Origin of the sequence: Streptomyces sp. NPDC059398, assembly GCF_042751845.1 — a bacterium.
Taxonomy (GTDB): domain Bacteria; phylum Actinomycetota; class Actinomycetes; order Streptomycetales; family Streptomycetaceae; genus Streptomyces.
Genome location: NZ_JBHYWP010000141.1, coordinates 1 through 17,179, shown reverse-complemented (window position 1 = coordinate 17,179; position 17,179 = coordinate 1). Strand labels below are relative to the sequence as shown.

At 68.2% G+C, this 17,179-nt stretch carries 13 protein-coding genes; 6 read left to right on the top strand and 7 right to left on the bottom strand.

All coding sequences use genetic code 11. The annotated features are described in order from the left end of the window. Positions 1–162 precede the first annotated feature (162 nt). The 3 genes from ACFXBC_RS32850 to car all read left to right on the top strand — a co-directional run bounded on the left by ACFXBC_RS32850 (position 163) and on the right by car (position 5,963). Positions 163–909, top strand: a complete 747-nt coding sequence (locus ACFXBC_RS32850) for a FadR/GntR family transcriptional regulator (RefSeq protein WP_385032983.1) — start codon at positions 163–165, stop codon at positions 907–909. Next, a complete protein-coding gene (locus ACFXBC_RS32845; RefSeq protein WP_385032979.1) occupies positions 906–2,198 on the top strand; it encodes a CynX/NimT family MFS transporter in 1,293 nt (430 codons plus the stop codon). The genes ACFXBC_RS32850 and ACFXBC_RS32845 overlap by 4 nt, the downstream gene beginning before the upstream one ends. Before the next feature lie 168 nt (positions 2,199–2,366). Then, positions 2,367–5,963, top strand: a complete 3,597-nt coding sequence (gene car / locus ACFXBC_RS32840; protein ID WP_385032976.1) for a carboxylic acid reductase — start codon at positions 2,367–2,369, stop codon at positions 5,961–5,963. Between the two features lie 122 nt (positions 5,964–6,085). Here the strand turns inward: car and ACFXBC_RS32835 are convergent, their stop codons facing one another. From ACFXBC_RS32835 to ACFXBC_RS32810, 6 genes are all read right to left on the bottom strand, one after another. Beyond that, positions 6,086–6,505: a hypothetical protein gene (locus ACFXBC_RS32835; RefSeq protein WP_385032972.1), complete on the bottom strand. Its 420-nt coding sequence runs from the start codon at positions 6,503–6,505 to the stop codon at positions 6,086–6,088. Between the two features lie 490 nt (positions 6,506–6,995). Then, on the bottom strand, positions 6,996–7,895 hold the full coding sequence (locus ACFXBC_RS32830) for a hypothetical protein (protein ID WP_385032969.1): 900 nt from the start codon (positions 7,893–7,895) through the stop codon (positions 6,996–6,998). 453 nt (positions 7,896–8,348) lie between these two features. Beyond that, positions 8,349–8,897: a hypothetical protein gene (locus ACFXBC_RS32825; RefSeq protein WP_385032967.1), complete on the bottom strand. Its 549-nt coding sequence runs from the start codon at positions 8,895–8,897 to the stop codon at positions 8,349–8,351. A 29-nt stretch (positions 8,898–8,926) separates the two neighbouring features. Continuing rightward, the gene (locus ACFXBC_RS32820) at positions 8,927–9,625 is read right to left on the bottom strand and encodes a class I SAM-dependent methyltransferase (protein WP_385032964.1); all 699 of its coding nucleotides are present in this window, start codon (positions 9,623–9,625) and stop codon (positions 8,927–8,929) included. 9 nt (positions 9,626–9,634) lie between these two features. Beyond that, the gene (locus tag ACFXBC_RS32815; protein ID WP_385032961.1) at positions 9,635–10,555 is read right to left on the bottom strand and encodes an aminoglycoside phosphotransferase family protein; all 921 of its coding nucleotides are present in this window, start codon (positions 10,553–10,555) and stop codon (positions 9,635–9,637) included. Positions 10,556–10,649: 94 nt separating this feature from the next. Continuing rightward, the gene (locus tag ACFXBC_RS32810; RefSeq protein ID WP_385032958.1) at positions 10,650–11,405 is read right to left on the bottom strand and encodes a hypothetical protein; all 756 of its coding nucleotides are present in this window, start codon (positions 11,403–11,405) and stop codon (positions 10,650–10,652) included. 223 nt (positions 11,406–11,628) lie between these two features. Here ACFXBC_RS32810 and ACFXBC_RS32805 point away from each other — a divergent pair, with 223 nt between their 5' ends. After that, positions 11,629–12,972: a tetratricopeptide repeat protein gene (locus tag ACFXBC_RS32805; RefSeq protein WP_385032955.1), complete on the top strand. Its 1,344-nt coding sequence runs from the start codon at positions 11,629–11,631 to the stop codon at positions 12,970–12,972. Position 12,973: 1 nt separating this feature from the next. Further along, complete coding sequence (locus ACFXBC_RS32800; protein WP_385032952.1) at positions 12,974–13,504, top strand: NUDIX domain-containing protein; 531 nt, start codon at positions 12,974–12,976, stop codon at positions 13,502–13,504. Positions 13,505–15,033: 1,529 nt separating this feature from the next. Here ACFXBC_RS32800 and glnA read toward each other — a convergent pair. Continuing rightward, complete coding sequence (gene glnA, locus ACFXBC_RS32795) at positions 15,034–16,443, bottom strand: type I glutamate--ammonia ligase (RefSeq protein ID WP_385032949.1); 1,410 nt, start codon at positions 16,441–16,443, stop codon at positions 15,034–15,036. Positions 16,444–16,652: 209 nt separating this feature from the next. On the opposite strand from glnA, the gene ACFXBC_RS32790 reads away from it, so the two are divergent. Then, positions 16,653–17,120 carry an RDD family protein gene (locus ACFXBC_RS32790; protein ID WP_385032946.1) on the top strand — a complete coding sequence of 156 codons (468 nt, stop codon included), beginning with the start codon at positions 16,653–16,655 and terminating at the stop codon, positions 17,118–17,120. The last annotated feature ends 59 nt before the right edge of the window (positions 17,121–17,179 follow it).

The following is a 17,179-nucleotide window of genomic DNA, read 5'->3' as shown; positions in this document are numbered from 1 at the left end:
GTTGGTTGTTTTTTTTTTTGTTATTCCTCAGTGAGGTGCTTCACCCGCCGCGCCCCGGGGCGCGCGACCGCGGCCGGGGGGCGCCCCCCCCATTTCGCGGCCCCTCTCCCGCCCCACACCCATGGGATATTCAAATGTCTGATGTTTGTGTACGCTGCTTCCATGAAGCGCATCAGCACACCGCGACGGACGGCAAGCCTGTCCGCGCAGCTCGTGGACAGTCTCCGCTCGCACATCGAGGCGGGCGGATGGCCGGTGGGAACACGCATCCCGCCGGAGCAGGCCCTCATCGAGGAGCTGGGGGTCGGGCGCAGCACGCTGCGGGAGGCGCTCGGCGCGCTCGTACATCTGGGCCTGCTGGAAGCCCGGGTCGGGGACGGCACCTATGTCCGCGCTTCGAGCGAGCTCCAGTCGGTCATGGTGCGGCGAGCGAGTTCCGCACAGCGGGACAACGTGCTCGAACTGCGTACCGTCCTTGAGGAGTACGCATCGGGGGCCGCCGCGCTGCGCCGCAGCGAGGACCAACTGCACCAGCTGAGAGATCTGTTGGACGACGCCGACGCGGCCTGCGCCGGTGAGGACGCGTCCGCGGCCAGGAACGTCGACGCGCTGTTCCACCGGACCGTCGTCCGGGCGAGCGGAAACGACCTCCTGATCGAGGTCTACGACTATCTCGGTACGGCGCTCACCTCCTCGCTGGGCGGACTGCCCTGGGACACCGCGGGAGCCGAGGAACACGCCGGCCTGCACAGGCGGCTCGTCCACGCGATCGAGGCCCAGGACGAGAACGGCGCCCGAGACGCGGCGGCAGCGATCGTCCGGCTCACCGGCGACCATGTGGCCGAGGCGCCGGGAGCGTCGGAGCAGGCATCGGAGGAAACGGCAGAGGAAGCGGCGGACGGACGGTGAGCGAAGTGAGCGAGGAGGCATCTCCGATATCCGGCAGGCCCGAGGCCGCCGGAGAGTCTGAGGCCGGCAACACCCGGCGCGCCGAGGCCGCCGGAGTGCCTGAGGCCGGCAACACCCGGCGCGCCGTGTCCATCGGCTTCGTCGTCGCGATCTGCCTCGTAGCGGCGAACCTCCGTACCAGCCTCACCGGTGTCGGCACGCTGCTGCCCGCGATCGAGCACGGCAGCGGCCTGACCGCGAGCTGGGGCGGGCTGCTGAGCACTCTCCCGCTGCTGACCTTCGCCGCGACCTCACCCCTGGTGGCGCGGGCCTCCCACCGCTTCGGCACCGCACGTCTGCTGGTGGCAGCACTCGGCGCGCTGACCGTCGGCACCGTGGTCCGGTCGGTTCCCTCCGTGGTCTGCCTGTTCGCCGGGACCGTGATCCTCTCCGCGGCCATCGCGTTCGGCAATGTGCTGCTGCCCGCTCTGATCAGGCGGAGCGTGCCCGCGCACCGTATTCAGGGCGTCAGCGCCCTCTACGTCACCGTCATGGGCGTCACCGCCGCCGTCTCCTCCGGGATCTCCGCGCCGCTCTCCCACACCCTGCCGGGTTCCTGGCACACCGCTCTCGCCTGGGGCGCCGCCTTCACCGTCGTGGCGTTCCTCGTCTGGCTGCCCCGGACGCGGGGCGACAAGCCACCGGTGTCCACCGGCGGGACCCACAGCCCCGTGCCCTGGCGGTCGCGGCTCGCCTGGCAGGTCACCTTCTTCATGGGCCTGCAGTCCCTGGCCTTCTACACCGCCGTCGCGTGGCTGCCCAGCATCCTGGTCGACCGCGGCACGAGCAGCACCACGGCGGGATGGATGCTCTTCTCCTACCAGGTGGTGTCCCTGGCCGCCAGCAGCCTCCTGCCCCTGCTCACCCGGGGCCGGCACGACCAGCGCTGGATCGCGGCCGGGGCCTCCGTCCTCGTGGCAGGCGGCTTCACCGTACTGGTCGCGGCCCCCGCGCTCTCCGTCCTGGCGTGCACCCTGCTCGGACTCGGCGGCGGCGCGTGCCTTGTCCTCGCGCTCACCTTCCAGAGCCAGCGCGCCGGCACCTCCGGCGAAGCCGCCGCGCTGGCGGGTATGGCGCAGTCCATCGGCTACCTCGTAGCGGCGGCCGGGCCCCTGCTCCTCGGCATCCTGCACGACATCACGAGCAGCTGGACGCTTCCGCTCGTCGCCCTGGTCGTCCTCAGCCTTGCCATGACAGGCGCCGGATACGGGGCGGGGCGCGACCGCCATGTGAGCCGCACCGCCCGCTGACCGACGTGCACGGCCCGGGCGGCACACGGTCCGGGCAGCCCCGCCCCCTCAGCAGCCGGCCGCCGGCCCGTCTTCCCTTGCCCGTACATACGAATGCCCGGACGTACGGATTCCCCAGATGACCATGGATCCGAGACCGCAGCCTCACGGCCGCAGAGGAGACCACCCATGACCGGATCGCAGCCCCCGACCGACGAGTTCAGCGCCCGTACCGCTCAGCGCGGCGGCCACCTGTATGCGACCGACCCGCAGTTCCGCGCCGCCGCACCCCTGGACACCGTCACCGAGGCGATCCGGCGGCCGGGACTGCCGCTCGGCGACCTCGTGGCCACGGTGATGGAGGGGTACGCGGACCGCCCCGCGCTGGGCGAGCGCGCTACGGAGCCGTTCACCGACCCGGACACGGGCCGCACCGCGCTGCGCCTCCTGGAGCGGTTCGACACGATCACCTACGGCGAACTCTGGGAAGCGGTCGGCGCGGTGGCCTCCGAGTGGCAGCACCACCCCGGCCACGCCGTGAGCAGGGGAGACTTCGTCGCGCTTCTCGGCCCCGGGAGCATCGAGTACGCCGTGGTGGACCTGGCGTGCGTCCGCTCCGGTGCGGTCTGCGTGCCTCTCCAGGCCGGCGCGTCGGCGGGGCACCTGGCCCCCGTCATCGCCCAGACCGCACCGCGCGTACTCGCGGTCGACATGGCCCACCTGGAGACCGCGATCCAACTCACGGCCGACGCACCGTCACTCGCCAGAATCGTCGTCATCGGCCACCACCGCGAGGTGACCGCTCACCGCGAGAAGCTGGACCTGGCACGCGGTCAACTCGCCGTACAGGGCCGGGGCGTCGCCCTGGACACGCTGGCCTCACTCATCGAGCGGGGCAGAACCCTGCCGCCGGTTCCCCGCCGCTCGCCGGTTCCCCGCGGCTCCGAGGGCGCGGCAGTCGACGCGCTCAGCGCGCTGATCTACACCTCCGGTAGCACGGGCACCCCCAAGGGAGCCATGTACACCGAACAGCTGGCCACACGGTTCTGGGCGGACTTCGTGCCCGGCCAGGAGCCGCGGCCGTCCCTCGTGCTCGCGTACATGCCCCTGAGCCACATGGTGGGACGCGGCGTGCTGTTCGGCACGCTCGCCAAGGGCGGCACCGCCTGCTTCGCGGCGTCGAGCGACCTGTCGACCCTGTTCGACGACCTCGCCCTGGTCCGCCCCACCGAGTTCGTCATGGTGCCCCGCCTCTGCGACATGCTCTTCCAGCGCTACGGGAGCGAGCTGGCCCGCCGGACCAGGGCGGGGGAGGAGGGCGCCGAGGCCGAGGAGCGGGTGAAGGAGGAGCTTCGGGAGAGGACCATGGGCGGCCGCCTCCTGTGGGCCGTCAACGCCTCGGCCCCGTTGAGCGCGGAGATGACCGCGTTCATGGAGAGCTGCTTCCACGTCCGGATGCGCGACGGCTACGGGTCGACGGAAGCCGGCATCGTGTCGCTCGACGGCCGGGTGCTGCGCCCCCCGGTGACCGGCCACCGATTGGCGGACGTGCCCGAACTGGGCTACTTCGGCACCGACTCGCCGTACCCGAGGGGCGAACTGCTGATCAAGTCCGACCGGCTCGTCCCCGGCTACTTCCAGCGACCGGACGCCACCGCCCAGGTCTTCGACGAGGACGGTTTCTACCGCACGGGCGACATCATGGCCCGTGTGGGACCCGACGAACTGCGCTATGTCGACCGCCGCTCCAACGTCCTCAAGCTGTCCCAGGGCGAGTTCGTGGCCGCCTCCCGTCTGGAAGCCCTCTTCACCGGAGACCCGGACATCCGGCAGGTCTTCGTCTACGGCAACAGCGCGCGCTCCCATCTGCTCGCCGTCATCGTGCCCACCCAGGACGCGCTCGACCGCACCGGCGACGACACCCGGCGCCTCCGTTCGGACCTGCGCGAATCCCTGCGACGTCTCGCCGCCGGGGCCGGCCTCAACTCGTACGAGATTCCAAGGGACTTCCTGATCGAGACCGAACCGTTCAGCCCGCAGAACGGGCTGCTCTCCGGCGTACGCAAGCTGCTGCGCCCCGCGCTGACCAAGCGTTACGGCGAGCGCCTCGAAGCGCTGTACACCGAGCTGGCCGAGCGCGAGACCGGCGAACTCGACGCACTGCGCCGGGCAGGGCAGGACCGGCCGGTACGGGAGACCGTGGTCCGGGCCGCACGAGCGCTGCTCGGACGCCGACAGGACGAGGTGCAGCCCGGTATGCGCTTCGTCGAACTCGGCGGTGACAGCCTCTCCGCGCTGTCGTTCTCCCAGTTACTGGAGGAGATCTTCCACGTCGGCATCCCCGTCGACGTCGTCATCAACCCGGTCAACACCCTCCAGCAGGTGGCCGACCACATCGAGAGGGCCCTCGCGACGGGACACCACCGCCCGACCGCCGACAGCGTCCACGGACCGGGCGCGACCCGTCTGTCGGCGGGCGATCTGACGATGGACGCGTTCTTCGGCACGGAGGCCGTGGCGCAGCCCGGCAGGCCGGCCGGACCACTGCCCCGGCCACGGACCGTCCTGCTGACCGGCGCCAACGGCTATCTGGGCCGCTTCCTGTGCCTCGAATGGCTGGAGCGCGTCGCGGAGCGGGGCGGCATGCTGGTGTGCCTGGTCCGCGGCAGCACCGACGAACAGGCCCGGGCACGGCTCGACGCCGCCTTCGACAGCGGCGACCCGGCACTCCTCCGGCACTATCACGAACTGGCCGCCGGGCATCTGGAGGTGGTCGCGGGCGATGTGGCGGAGACCGGCCTCGGGCTCGACAAGGAGACCTGGCAGCGGCTGGCCGACACCGTGGACCTCATCGTCCACCCGGCGGCACTCGTCAACCATGTCCTGCCGTACGAACAGCAGTTCGGCCCCAATGTGCTGGGCACGGCCGAACTGATCAGGCTGGCGGTGACCTCCCGGATCAAGCAGTTCAGCTTTCTCTCGACGGTGGCCGTCGTCTTCGGGAGCGAGGCCGCGGCCGACGAGACGGCCGACATCCGCACGGCCTGCGGGACGCGCGACCTCGACAGCGGTTACGCGAACGGCTACGCGGCCGGCAAGTGGGCCGGCGAGGTACTGCTGCGCGAGGCACACGACACGTACGGCCTCCCGGTCGCCGTGTTCCGCTCGAACCTGATCCTCGCCCACCCGCGCTACCGCGGCCAGCTGAACATCCCGGACGTCTTCACCCGCCTCCTGCTCAGCCTGCTGGCGACCGGAATCGCCCCGGGCAGTTTCTACGCCCGCGACACCGGCCACGGCGGCGGCGGGGGTGACCGGGCCGACGGCGCGTCGCGAGCGCAAGGCGGCGGCGGGCACTACGACGGGCTCCCCGTGGACTTCACGGCACGGGCCATCGCCTCGCTGGGCGACGGCGCCCGGGAGGGCTACCGCACCTTCAACGTCGTGAACCCGCACGAGGACGGAATCTCGCTCGACACCTGCGTCGACTGGCTGGTGGCGGCCGGGCACCCGCTGGAGCGCATCGACGACTACGACGAGTGGCTCGACCGCTTCGAGACCGCCCTGCGCGGCCTCCCCGACCGGCAGCGGCACCATTCGCTGCTCCCCCTGCTGCACGCCTTCACGAAGCCGGAGGCCCCCGTGCCCGGCTCCGCCCTCCCGGCGGACCGCTTCCGTACGGCGGTCCGGGCCGCCGCCCTCAACGAGGAGAACGACATCCCCCATCTGTCACAGGACCTGATCACCAAGTACGTAACGGACCTCCGGGCCCAGCACCTGCTCTGACGGAGGCCGCGCACGGCCGCGCACGCGCACACGCACACGCACGAGGGCCGCCGAACCCGGCCGAAAGCCGAAAGCCGAAAGCCGAAAGCCGAAAGCCGAAAGCCGAAAGCCGTGCGAAACGCTCAGGAACCGGTCGACGGCCACTCGACGATGCCGTCGAGTGCCGGCGGCCGGTAGCAGGGCCCCTTGAGCACCTTGCCGTCGGCCCGGCGGTCCACCCGCCCGTCAGCGTCGCGCTTGCTCATGTTGGACCGGTGGACCTCGACGAAGACGGCCGGCAGATCGATCCCCAGCGCATCCGCGGCTCCGTAGGTGACATAGAGGACGTCGGCCAGTTCCTTGGCCACCGCCCTGTACGCGACCACCGGGTCCTCACCGTTTTCCAGGGTCTTCGCCAGAACCGTGAGGGCCTCGGCAGCCTCCCGTGCCTCTTCGGTCAGCAACGTCCTTCGGTGTTCGGCCACTTCGGGGCGCTCGGCCGCAGTCCCACCGTCGAACACCTCGCGGAACTCAGCAACTCGTCGCATCGGCTCGTGATCCATGGCCCCGACCCTAGACGCTTCGCGCGACGCCCGAGCGAGAGCCGTCGGCCCTCCAACGCGGCGAGGGCTGTTTCCCTGCTGACCAGGGAAACAGCCCTCACCAATGAACTGGTATGCCATCAGGAACTGTGCCCGGGGCCCGGCGCGTACGTGTCCGACGCGCAGAAGGCCGGAGGGCGAGTGGCGCCAATGGGAAGCACGGGAAGTGCCGGGCGATTGCCGGTGCACTACGGGTGCGCACCGGATTGTTCCGCAGCTCGACAGCCTTACCGCTCTACTGGCTCGGTGAGTGGTTGCTCGCCGTGCAACTCCGCTCTCCCGACCGTGTGCAACGAGGCCGCAAGGATCCGACAGACCTCAACTCGTTGTCGCTGGTCACAGCCGTCCAGCAGCCGCTCCAGGCGGCGAAGCACCGACAGGTCCCGCACGTAGCGTGCGACAACTCCGATGACCATGCAGGCCGGTAGGATGAGTGCCACCCCGGACGGGGTCATGACTCGTAACCCTTCCTGATGGACTCGGCGATTTTTTCCGCGTTGCGGCCGTACAAACATGACCCGTGCCGATTCAAAATCACTGTGCGATCACCGAGATGAGCAGAGTGACTGGAAATCAGCTCGATCGTGTCCGCCCGAGGCACCTCATCAAGGAATCCGTGGGCCAAGAGGACCGCACAGAGTGTTTCCACGGTGTCACCGCAACACCACTCGATCACCAGGTCACCGGCGTGATGTGTATAGCAGTTGGCGAATCCGTGTGGCTCAGCAGTCCTGTTGACCAAAGCTGGGCAGCGCAGAATCCGACTCAACAGCAAGTCTCGCACCCGCAGGTCATTGATCCCTCTTGAGTCTGTCCACTCCTCAGCCTCCTGCTTTTCGTCGCGGGAGAGGCCACGGGGAAGCCGTTTCCACAGAAGCACCTCGTCGTCGCGCGCAGACGGCAGGCGGATGGTGCCACCGTCGGCGCGCGTCACGATGACGTGAGCCGAGCTGATCGCGTCGTGGAGAATCAATTGCCCTTCGCTCTCCCGCACGCGCAGCCCGGGGACACCGCGGATGCCACCGTAGATGTGATCGAACCGCGGGAGAAGCTCACGAAGAACCTCGTTCGCCATGTCCGATTCCAGGGTCAGCTTTACACCCTTAGCCTCCGGCTCTGCTTCTCGAACTCCAAGAAGAGCACCGTTGAGCTGGTGATCCTTGAAGCCGGTGGCCAACACATGGGCCACATGTGCTTCTAGACGGCGCTGACGGGGATCAGGGGAATCTACGATCGAGGTCCCAAGATAGACATCGGCCTGCTGGGCCAGCCTGGAAGCGGTTGAGAGCGTCAGTGGCGTCTGGTCGCGGATCTTCTTGGCCAGACGGTTGGTATTGCGTGATCTGGACATACCTTGCCCCTTCCACTTACCGCCCGGCGACGGCAGGAGAGACAGTTCGGATGTCCTGATACGTGTTGACTGCCACTGCGGGTGACTCTCAAGAGCCCACTGCTCGCTCCGGCGCCGGGACCGGGTGTAGCGAGACGCACTGCCGCAGCAGCGCTGGAAAGACGCTACACCAACGTCTTGCGCTTGAGCCAGCAATCGGAAGGTGCGGGCGCCTGGCAGAGCTGTCCCCGCGACCGGCCGTTGGTACGTGATGGCGTCGGTTCTGAGTAGTCCAGCGGCGCGTGCAGGTGGCACGCAGGTCGAGCACGATGCACGTCGCATCTGCAGCGCAACAGGAGCAGATCCCAGCAGTGAGGCGTGCAACCCCCGCGGAACAGGGCCTATCGACGCTGACGACCGAAGTGTCGACTCTGGACATCGGCGGTCTCCACCTCACTATTTGGGCTAGGGGCCCTAAGCGGCCCGTTTCGCCGAATGCGGGACCGCTGCCCAGTCCCGCACTGCCGCCAGATGCTCGGGCAGCAGGCCGACGTACGGGTCGGGCTGAACCAGCAGGGTGGGAAACCCGCGAGCGGCGCGTGCGGTCGCCCAGGCGTGGTCGAGATCGGTGAAGTCGTCGTCGATCCAGGCGGCCGGTGCGTCGCCGAGCCACGCGTCGACGTGGTCGCGTTTCCAGAGGTAGCCGTTGGGGTGGCTGGTGGTGATGTTCGGGCGGGGCAGATCGACGTACGGGAAGGTGGGCATACCGAGCAGGGGACCGATCAGCGTGATGGCGTCGTGGCGCCAGCTGGTGCACCACGTCGGGGCGACCAGCCTCATGCGGATGAGGTCGGTGAGCATCGGTCCGTGCTCCGGGTTCAGCCACACCGGAACGGGAGTCTCGGGCGGGCGACCGGCAGGTACGACGTCGTAGCGGACGTGACTGGGTGGAGTGGCCCCGTCCGCGTGCGGGAACGGTATGAGGACACCGTCGATGTCGATCAAGAGGTAGGGCGGGCGCATCGGTTCCTCCGGCTCGGGCGAGGGGCGGGTCAGAGCTTGCGCGCGGTGATCAAGAGAGTGGTCGGCCACGGGCCGTGGCGAGCATCGTGGAAGTCCTGCGCTGAGGTGAGCCAGAGGCCGGCACGGGCGAGGTGCTGCTCCCATCGCTGAGCGTCGAACTCCCACCGCACCAGGGGAAGCCGGGTGCGGTCGGGGAGAGTGACGTGGTCGCGGCGAGGCCGATCGTCAATGGCGGGGCGTCGACCGCCGCGCTGGGGATGAGGGACGGTGAAGGCGAGGGTACGGCCGGGTTTGAGGTGGGCTGCGACGGCAGGCAGGAGGAGGTTCGGCGGAACGAGGCCGATTGCACCGAAGACCGAATAGATCGCGTCGAAGTGCTCGTCTGTCGCCTGGAGGTAGTGGAGGCCGTGACCGGCGGCGAAGGTGAGACCGGAGAGGCGGCCGTAGTGGATACGGGCTCGGCGGATCTGGATGCCGACGAGGTCGACGCCGGTGACGCGGGCGCCGCGGCGGGTGGCGAGGTGGGCGGCGTTGTGGCCGGGGCCGCAGCCGAGTTCGAGGATGCGGCGGTGGGCGAGGTCGGTGCCGAGGATCTCCGCGCCGGGGCCGAGACCCGGGCGGGTGGTCCACTCCATCCGGGCGGGGACTGGGAGGGGTTCGGCTGGCGCGGTGGCGGTGCGTTGCAGGGCGTGGGCGTGCCAGGGAGAGGGCGCTGGTGCAGTGGGCATCTAGACCTCCTAGACCTCCAGGAGGTGGAGGACGTCAGTGAGATGGCGGCGTACGACCTTGATGTACGCCGGGTCGGTGGCGGGGTCGTTGATCCAACGGACCGCCTGCTCCATGAACCACTCCACGCTCCAGATGCGCTGCCATCCCAACGACCATTGCTCGCTAGGGAGTTCACCGCGCCGGGCGAGAGCGTCAGGCGAGCCGCCCGCAGCCACGTACTGCTCGATGAAGGCGCGCAGACGCACTGGGTCGGGGTCCTCGACGGTGCCGTGCCAACTGGCCAGGTCGAGCAGGCCGGGGCCGGTGAAGGCGCGGGCGAAGTCGAGTAGGCGCCAGGTGTTGCCGTGACCGATGTGGAGGCTGGTGGGGTGGAACTCGGAGTGCACCCAGCCGAACGGGGCGAGCGTGGCACCGGTCGCGCGGTGCGGTGCGGCTCGGGCGAGGAGGTCGAGGGCCTGCTCGATGTCGTCGGTGTCTTCGGCTGCCCAGCGGTCGGCTTTGCGCAGGGCGTGGAGGTGGTCGAGGGCACGGCCGGGGAGGGTACGCAACCGCTCCTCGTCGAGGAGGGAGAGCGCCGGTGCGGTGCGGGCGCTGTGCACGACGACCGCTGCTGCGGCGCCGTCGAGGTCATCAGCCTCACGCACCGCGAGGCCAAGATCTTCGAGGAGCATGCCGAGCCGGCCGTCGCGTACGGCCGAGGCGTACACCTTGGGCACGGGAATACCGAGAGTGTGGGCTAGGCGTAGGACCTGGCCCTCGCTGTCGAAGGGGCGCTTGGCGTACTTGAAGATCGCGGTGGTGTGGTCGGGGAAGGTAACGCGTTCGACGCCGGACATCGACCAAACCCGCACCGCTTCGCGAGTGGGGAGAGGCCGTCCTGTGGCGGTGCACAGGTTGTGGAGGAGTTCGACGCTGAGGGACTCGTCCATGGGGAGTGCTCCTGGATTTCCTGTACGGGGATGAAGGCGTCCGGGGCGGGAGGAGTGTCGCGGTGGCATCCCGCCCCGGAGCCTCCTCGAAGGGCTATGCGGCAGGGTTGCCGGTCACACGGTGGGAGTAGACCTGCTCGATCCACCCAGCCTTGAACTGGGCTAGATCGTCACGGAAGTCGGCCATCGACGCACCGTAGGGCGCAACAACGCCGCCGGACTGGTCCGGCACGGACTGGCAGCCGTGCACGAGTCGGCCTCCGAGCGCGGTGTGGGCCTTGATGGACTCGATCCGCCGGTGCTCGTTGAACCACCCGCCGTGGTACACCTCGTCGAGCATCCCGCCCGTCTCGTCGTCCAGGTCGAAGACGACAGAGGTGGCGGCGGGGAAGAACCAGCACGGTCCGACGTTGGAGATGTGCCCGTCGAGCTCGACCTTGTTGAGTGCCATGAGCGTGGCCGCCTCGCGGAGCATCCGCAGGTGGTCGGTGGTGATCTGGGGGAGGCCGAGGCCGGTGAGGTGCTCGTCGCGGAAGAGGTAGGCATACACCTCATACGCGGTGGCCAGGACACGAGCGGCGGCGGTGGTGGACTCGCCGTGGTTCTTGATGAAGTCGAGCGCGAGCTGCTCGACCGCGCTCTCGGTCGTCTCGTCCACACCGAGGAGCTGGGACTTGACCAGCTCCCAGTCGACGACGAGCCAGGTGTGGGACTCGAAGCGGAAGAAGTACTTGGCCGGATCGATCGTGAGCCGTCGGTCGTCGACCTGGATGCCGGGCAGGCGGCTCCAGCGAGGGTCGAAGGCATCAGGCAGTTCGACCGTGATGGCCGCGCCGTCGATAGTGGTCACCGTTTCTCCGTCTCTGTTCAGCTAAGGCCGGGCACAGGAATGCCCGAACCTGGAGTGGGCGTACGGAACTTCGGGAAGCCGCCCGGTCCAAGGGGGAGCCTGGATCACGGTCAGACCGTTCCGGGCGGCTGCTGATAAGTGAACCGGTGGTCACGCTCAGTGGGTACGGTGGAAGGTAGGTGAAGCGGTATACGCGGTTTACAGCTCCGGAGTGGAGGCGGTCGTGGCGGCGCGGAGAGACCCCAACTCCCATATGCGCGACGTCATCGAAGCGGTCGACTGCACCTACGAAGCCCTCGCCAGGGAGGTGCGACGCATCGCCGCCGAGAACGGCGAGATCCTCCAGACCAACAAGTCGGCCATCTCGCACTGGGTGAACGGCACCCGCACCCCCTCTGGCCGGGTTGGCCAGTACCTGGCCGAGGCGCTGTCCCGCCGAGCAGGGCGCACGATCACCATGACCGAGATCGGCATCCACGCCGGTGACGGCGAAGCGCCGCCGGACTCCGATCCCGTACTCGCCGTCACCGACCTGGGCCGCGCAGACGTCGAGCGCCGCCGCTTCCTTGCCATCGCAGCCTTCACCACCGCAGGCGTCGCCATGCCGCTCGGCTACGACCACGAGGCCACCGCCCGCATGCTCCGCGCCCGCACCGGCACATCCGTAGTTGGGGTGGAGGACGTAGACGTCGTACGGCAGATCACCGCGGCCGACGAGCGCCTGGGGGGTGGCCACGGCCTGACCACGGTCACCGCGTACCTCGCAGACACAGCCGCCCCCATGCTGCGGGGCCGCTTTCCCGGCGACGAATTACGTCGGGCTGCGTTCGGCGCGGTCGCTGAACTCGCCTACCTCGCAGGATGGAAACACCACGACCTCGGCCAGGAAGGCGCCGCCCAGCGCTACTACCAGGTCGGCTACCGGCTCGCCTGCGAAGCCGACCCCCACGGCCACGCAGCCTGGATGATGCGCGCCCTCGCCCACCAGGCCCTTAGCCTCAAACAGCCCCACCACTGCGTCGACCTCGCCAAAGCCGCCCTCTCCCAAGGCGCCGGCCATATCGACGGTCAGACCGAAGCCCTCCTCCACATCACCCACGCCCGCGCCTACGCCGCCGTCGGCGAGAACCCCCTGGCCGCACGCGCCCTGCTCGCAGCGGAGAACGCTCTCCTACGTGACGACGGCCCCCAGCCCAGCTACTCCCGCGTGAGCGGCCCCGCCGCCGGCACCGTGGCGAGCCACACCGCCCGCACCCTGACTGACCTCGCCGACCACGTGGGCACCGAGCAACAGCACCGCGATGCCCTCATGCGCTGGGATCCGACGAAGTACAAGCGCGTCCACGCCCTCACCCACGCCGACCTCGGCGACAGCCTCGCCGCCCAGGCTCGCGCCGACGAAGCCGTCGCTGCCTGGACTCAAGCTCTGGTCCTCATGGAGGGCATGACCTCCGACCGCACCCGCAAGGCGATCACCTCGATCCGCTCAACCCTCGCCATCTATCAGCGCCGCCGTGTCCCCGGCGCCACCGATCTCGCTCGCCGCGCCCGCGAGGCCCTCGCCTAACATGCCCAACAACCCGCCCGACGAAGGGAACACCGTGGCCCAGCAGACCGACGACCGCTCCCAAGCACTCAAGCCGGCGCTCGAATCGATGACCCTGCTGGTCGCGGCCGTCATCGTCCACGACAAGGCCACCAACCGAGTCGTCCTCCTCCAGCGCAGCGAGAACGCCAAGTTCGCCCAGGGCAAGTGGGACCTTCCGGTCGGCAAGAGCGAACCGGGGGAGCCGATTACGCAGACTGCGGTGCGCGAGCTGTACGAGGAGACGGGCCTGGTCGTGAAGCCGGAGGTGTTGAAAGTCGCCCACATCATTCACGGGGCGTGGGGAGTTGAGGCCCCGAACGGCTTCCTCACCGTCGTCTTCGCGGCGCACGAGTGGTCCGGCGAGCCGGAGAACCGGGAGCCGCGTAAGCACGCTCAGGTGGGGTGGATGGATGCGCATGCCATCCCAGAGCAGTTCGTGGACACTACAGCCAGCGCTCTCCACCGCTATCTCGCCGACGGGTCGCAGGTTTCCCTCGACGGCTGGCAGTAGGAGCCGCGCCTCCACTGTCAGTGGCTGCAGCTACGGTGCTGACCCGAGCATTCGAACTGTGTGGGGGAGACGCATGGCGGCAGAGAGAAGGTGCCCGGAGTGTCAGACCGGGGATAGCGCCAATCGAAAGGGGAAACCGGGCCGATGTATCGGCTGTATCGACAGCCGATACCTGCAACTTGGCTGGAATCCCATCGAGCCATACGTTTCTTCTGGGCAAGCGCGTCAGTGTGTCTGCATTGAATGTGATCGCGCTGACCGCGTTCCCTACACCGAGGTCCGCAACAGCATCACCCGATACTGCGACTGGTGCTCGTGCCGTCAGATGTACGAACAGGGGCTGGTGAGCGAGCCCGCGAAGTGGGACATCACCGTTGAGCAAGCGGCAGAGATTGTCCTGGGGGAGGACTTCCTTGTACGCAGTCCGGCCGAGGAGGTGTCGGATGCCGCTGGGCTCGCTGAACGGATGGAGCACGTGTGGTCGTTGGTCGAGGTTGAGTGCGTCATGTGCGGCACTGCGGCCCAGCGGAGTGTGTCGCAGACCCTCGGCTGCCTAAGCGATCCTGACCGTAGCCGGTGTTCGTACTGCTTCTCTCTACCATTGGCTTCATGGCAGAGAGAGTTCTTCCGGGCACATGGGCTGGTGCGCGACTGTAGTGGATATGCCCGATTCGGTCAGCGAGTTGCGGCACATTGCATGGACTGCGGTGCCGAGCGCAACATTTCGATCTCCGAGCTCAAGAGCCGTGTGGCCCCTTGTCTCAGCTGCGCCGAAGCCGCAGACCCGGATGCCGTTCATGTCGTCTACGTAATGCATTTTCCCGCGCTCCGTGCGTACAAAGTCGGTATTACTAGCACCGAGGTAAGGCACGACAGGATTTCCTCTCACGAGGCCCGGGGCGGGATCCTGCTTGAGCAGCAGGAGGTGCCGAACAGGGAAGCCGCGCTGACAGTTGAAGACTTCGTGCTGCGCGCTGCGCGAGAGTTTCGCAGCGGGTGCACTTCCAACGACTTCCCGCAAGGGGGCTACACGGAGACGTGGAGCGACGAGGGCCCCGCCGTCGATCTTGCTCGCGTAATCGCCAGGTCCGCGTCAGAAGAAGCCCCTGGCTTCGATCGGCTGAGTAAGCTTCGGTCCTACTTCGACGTTGAGCCAGCGACTGTCGACGAGCTACTTGCTTTTCGGCACATTGGGCTTATCGAGGTCGATGGGACCCAGGTGCACCTAGTTGGCTTTAGCGAGCCCTTGGAGCAGGTACTACGCAAGATCCGTGCCCGCAGGATAGCTCGATGAGCAGATCGTTAAGGCTCAAGACCCGCTGCAACGTAATGAGGGCTGCTTCCCTGGCATCAGGGGAGCAGCCCTCATCGAATGACTCTGACGCTCAGTCAGGATTCTGCCGGTCCGGTGCACACCCGGTGCACAAGAGCCTGGAAAGCGAGCGGTACCAACGAGAAACGCTGAACAGCGTTTCCGCAGGTCACCTCACGTTCCAGGGCCTCCGGTCAAGGTCACCCGACCCCACGTTTTAGAGGTCGAAGTAAAGCTCGAACTCGTGCGGGTGCGGCCGCAGCTGGATCGGGGCGATTTCCTGGGTGCGCTTGTAGTCGATCCAGGTCTCGATGAGGTCGGAGGTGAAGACGCCGCCGGCCTGGAGGTATTCGTTGTCGGCTTCCAGGGCGTCGAGGACGGCCGGGAGGGAGGTGGGGACCTGGGCGACGCCCGCGTGCTCCTCGGGGGCCAGTTCGTAGAGGTCCTTGTCGATCGGCTCGGCCGGCTCGATCTTGTTCTTGACGCCGTCCAGGCCGGCCATCAGCAGGGCGGAGAAGGCCAGGTACGGGTTGGACGAGGGGTCCGGGGCGCGGAACTCGACGCGCTTGGCCTTCGGGTTCGAGCCGGTGATCGGGATCCGCATGGCGGCCGAGCGGTTGCGCTGGGAGTAGACCAGGTTGACCGGGGCCTCGAAGCCGGGGACCAGGCGGTGGTAGGAGTTCACCGTGGGGTTGGTGAAGGCCAGCAGCGAGGGGGCGTGCTTGAGGATGCCGCCGATGTAGTAGCGGGCCATGTCGGAGAGGCCCGCGTAGCCCTGCTCGTCGTAGAAGAGCGGTGATCCGCCGGACCACAGGGACTGGTGGACGTGCATGCCCGAGCCGTTGTCGCCGAAGATCGGCTTGGGCATGAAGGTCGCGGTCTTGTTGTTGCGCCAGGCGACGTTCTTCACGATGTACTTGAAGAGCATCAGGTCGTCGGCGGCGGCGAGCAGGGTGTTGAACTTGTAGTTGATCTCGGCCTGGCCGGCCGTGCCGACCTCGTGGTGCTGGCGCTCGACCTGGAGGCCGTTCTTGTCCAGTTCCAGGGAGATCTCGGCGCGCAGGTCGGCGAAGTGGTCGACCGGCGGGGTCGGGAAGTAACCGCCCTTGTAACGGACCTTGTAGCCGCGGTTGTTCTCCTCGGCACCGGTGTTCCAGGCGCCGGCCTCGGAGTCGATGTGGTAGAAGCTCTCGTTCGCCGAGGTCTGGAAACGGGCGCTGTCGAAGACGTAGAACTCGGCCTCGGGGCCGAAGTACGCGGTGTCGGCGATCCCCGTCGATGTGAGGTACGCCTCGGCCTTCTTCGCCACGTTGCGCGGGTCACGGCTGTACTGCTCGCCGGTGATCGGGTCGTGGATGAAGAAGTTGATGTTGACGGTCTTGTCGCGGCGGAAGGGGTCGACCCGGGAGGTCGACAGGTCCGCGCGGAGCGCCATGTCGGACTCGTGGATGGCCTGGAAGCCGCGGATCGACGAGCCGTCGAACGCAAGCTCCTCATCCGGGTCGAAGACCGCCGCCGGGATGGTGAAGTGCTGCATCACACCGGGCAGGTCACAGAACCGGACATCGATGAACTTGACGTCCTCGTCGGTGATGAACTTCTTCACGTCGTCGGCGTTCTGGAACATCCAACTCCTCCTACTCCCGACCCGGGAGGGGCGGGGTTGCGGCTCGTTACGGGGCCAGGGCGGTGGCACAAGCTGGACCCGACCATAGGGACAGCGGATTTCTCAAGCATGACCCATTTGTTTCGCTGAAGTTAACCGGGCCGGGTGCGCCACCGCTGCGACGACCCCCGACCGTACGGATCGGACCGGGGCCGCAGTACCGTGGTCGGGTGGACAACAGGCAAGCAGTGGGATCGTGGCTCTCCGGACCGGGTGAGGCCGCGAAGGAGATGGGCGCCGACTTCGGCTACCGGGGCAAGCGGCTCGGTCTGCCGGAGGAAGGGCCGGGCGCCATCGCGCCGCTGGGCCGCCGTTTCGCGGCCGTTTTCATCGACTGGGCACTCTGCATGCTTATCGCATACGGGCTCATCTCGCGCGGCGGCCAGCAGTCGGCGGGCAACTGGGCCCTGCTGGTCTTCTTCGTACTGAGCCTGCTCACCGTCTCGACGGTCGGATTCACGCCGGGCAAGCGCCTGTTGCGGCTGCGGGTCGTCGCGGAGGGCGGCGGGCGCCTCGGCACCGGCCGGGTCTTCGTACGCAGTCTGCTGCTCTGCGTGGCCATCCCCGCACTCATCTGGGACCGTGACGGACGCGGCCTGCACGACCGGCTGGCCCGCGCCGTGCAGGTGCGGATCTGATCCGGCCCGCCTCACGCGTCCCACGACGACGGGGCGGCCCGGACCAAGCTGGTCCGGGC

Coding starts and splice junctions, on each gene's coding strand:
- ACFXBC_RS32815 (WP_385032961.1), bottom strand. CDS start 10,555: ATGGACGAGTCCCTCAGCGTCGAACTCCTCCACAACCTGTGCACCGCC.
- ACFXBC_RS32830 (WP_385032969.1), bottom strand. CDS start 7,895: ATGTCCAGATCACGCAATACCAACCGTCTGGCCAAGAAGATCCGCGAC.
- car (WP_385032976.1), top strand. CDS start 2,367: ATGACCGGATCGCAGCCCCCGACCGACGAGTTCAGCGCCCGTACCGCT.
- glnA (WP_385032949.1), bottom strand. CDS start 16,443: ATGTTCCAGAACGCCGACGACGTGAAGAAGTTCATCACCGACGAGGAC.
- ACFXBC_RS32800 (WP_385032952.1), top strand. CDS start 12,974: ATGCCCAACAACCCGCCCGACGAAGGGAACACCGTGGCCCAGCAGACC.
- ACFXBC_RS32835 (WP_385032972.1), bottom strand. CDS start 6,505: ATGGATCACGAGCCGATGCGACGAGTTGCTGAGTTCCGCGAGGTGTTC.
- ACFXBC_RS32825 (WP_385032967.1), bottom strand. CDS start 8,897: ATGCGCCCGCCCTACCTCTTGATCGACATCGACGGTGTCCTCATACCG.
- ACFXBC_RS32850 (WP_385032983.1), top strand. CDS start 163: ATGAAGCGCATCAGCACACCGCGACGGACGGCAAGCCTGTCCGCGCAG.
- ACFXBC_RS32820 (WP_385032964.1), bottom strand. CDS start 9,625: ATGCCCACTGCACCAGCGCCCTCTCCCTGGCACGCCCACGCCCTGCAA.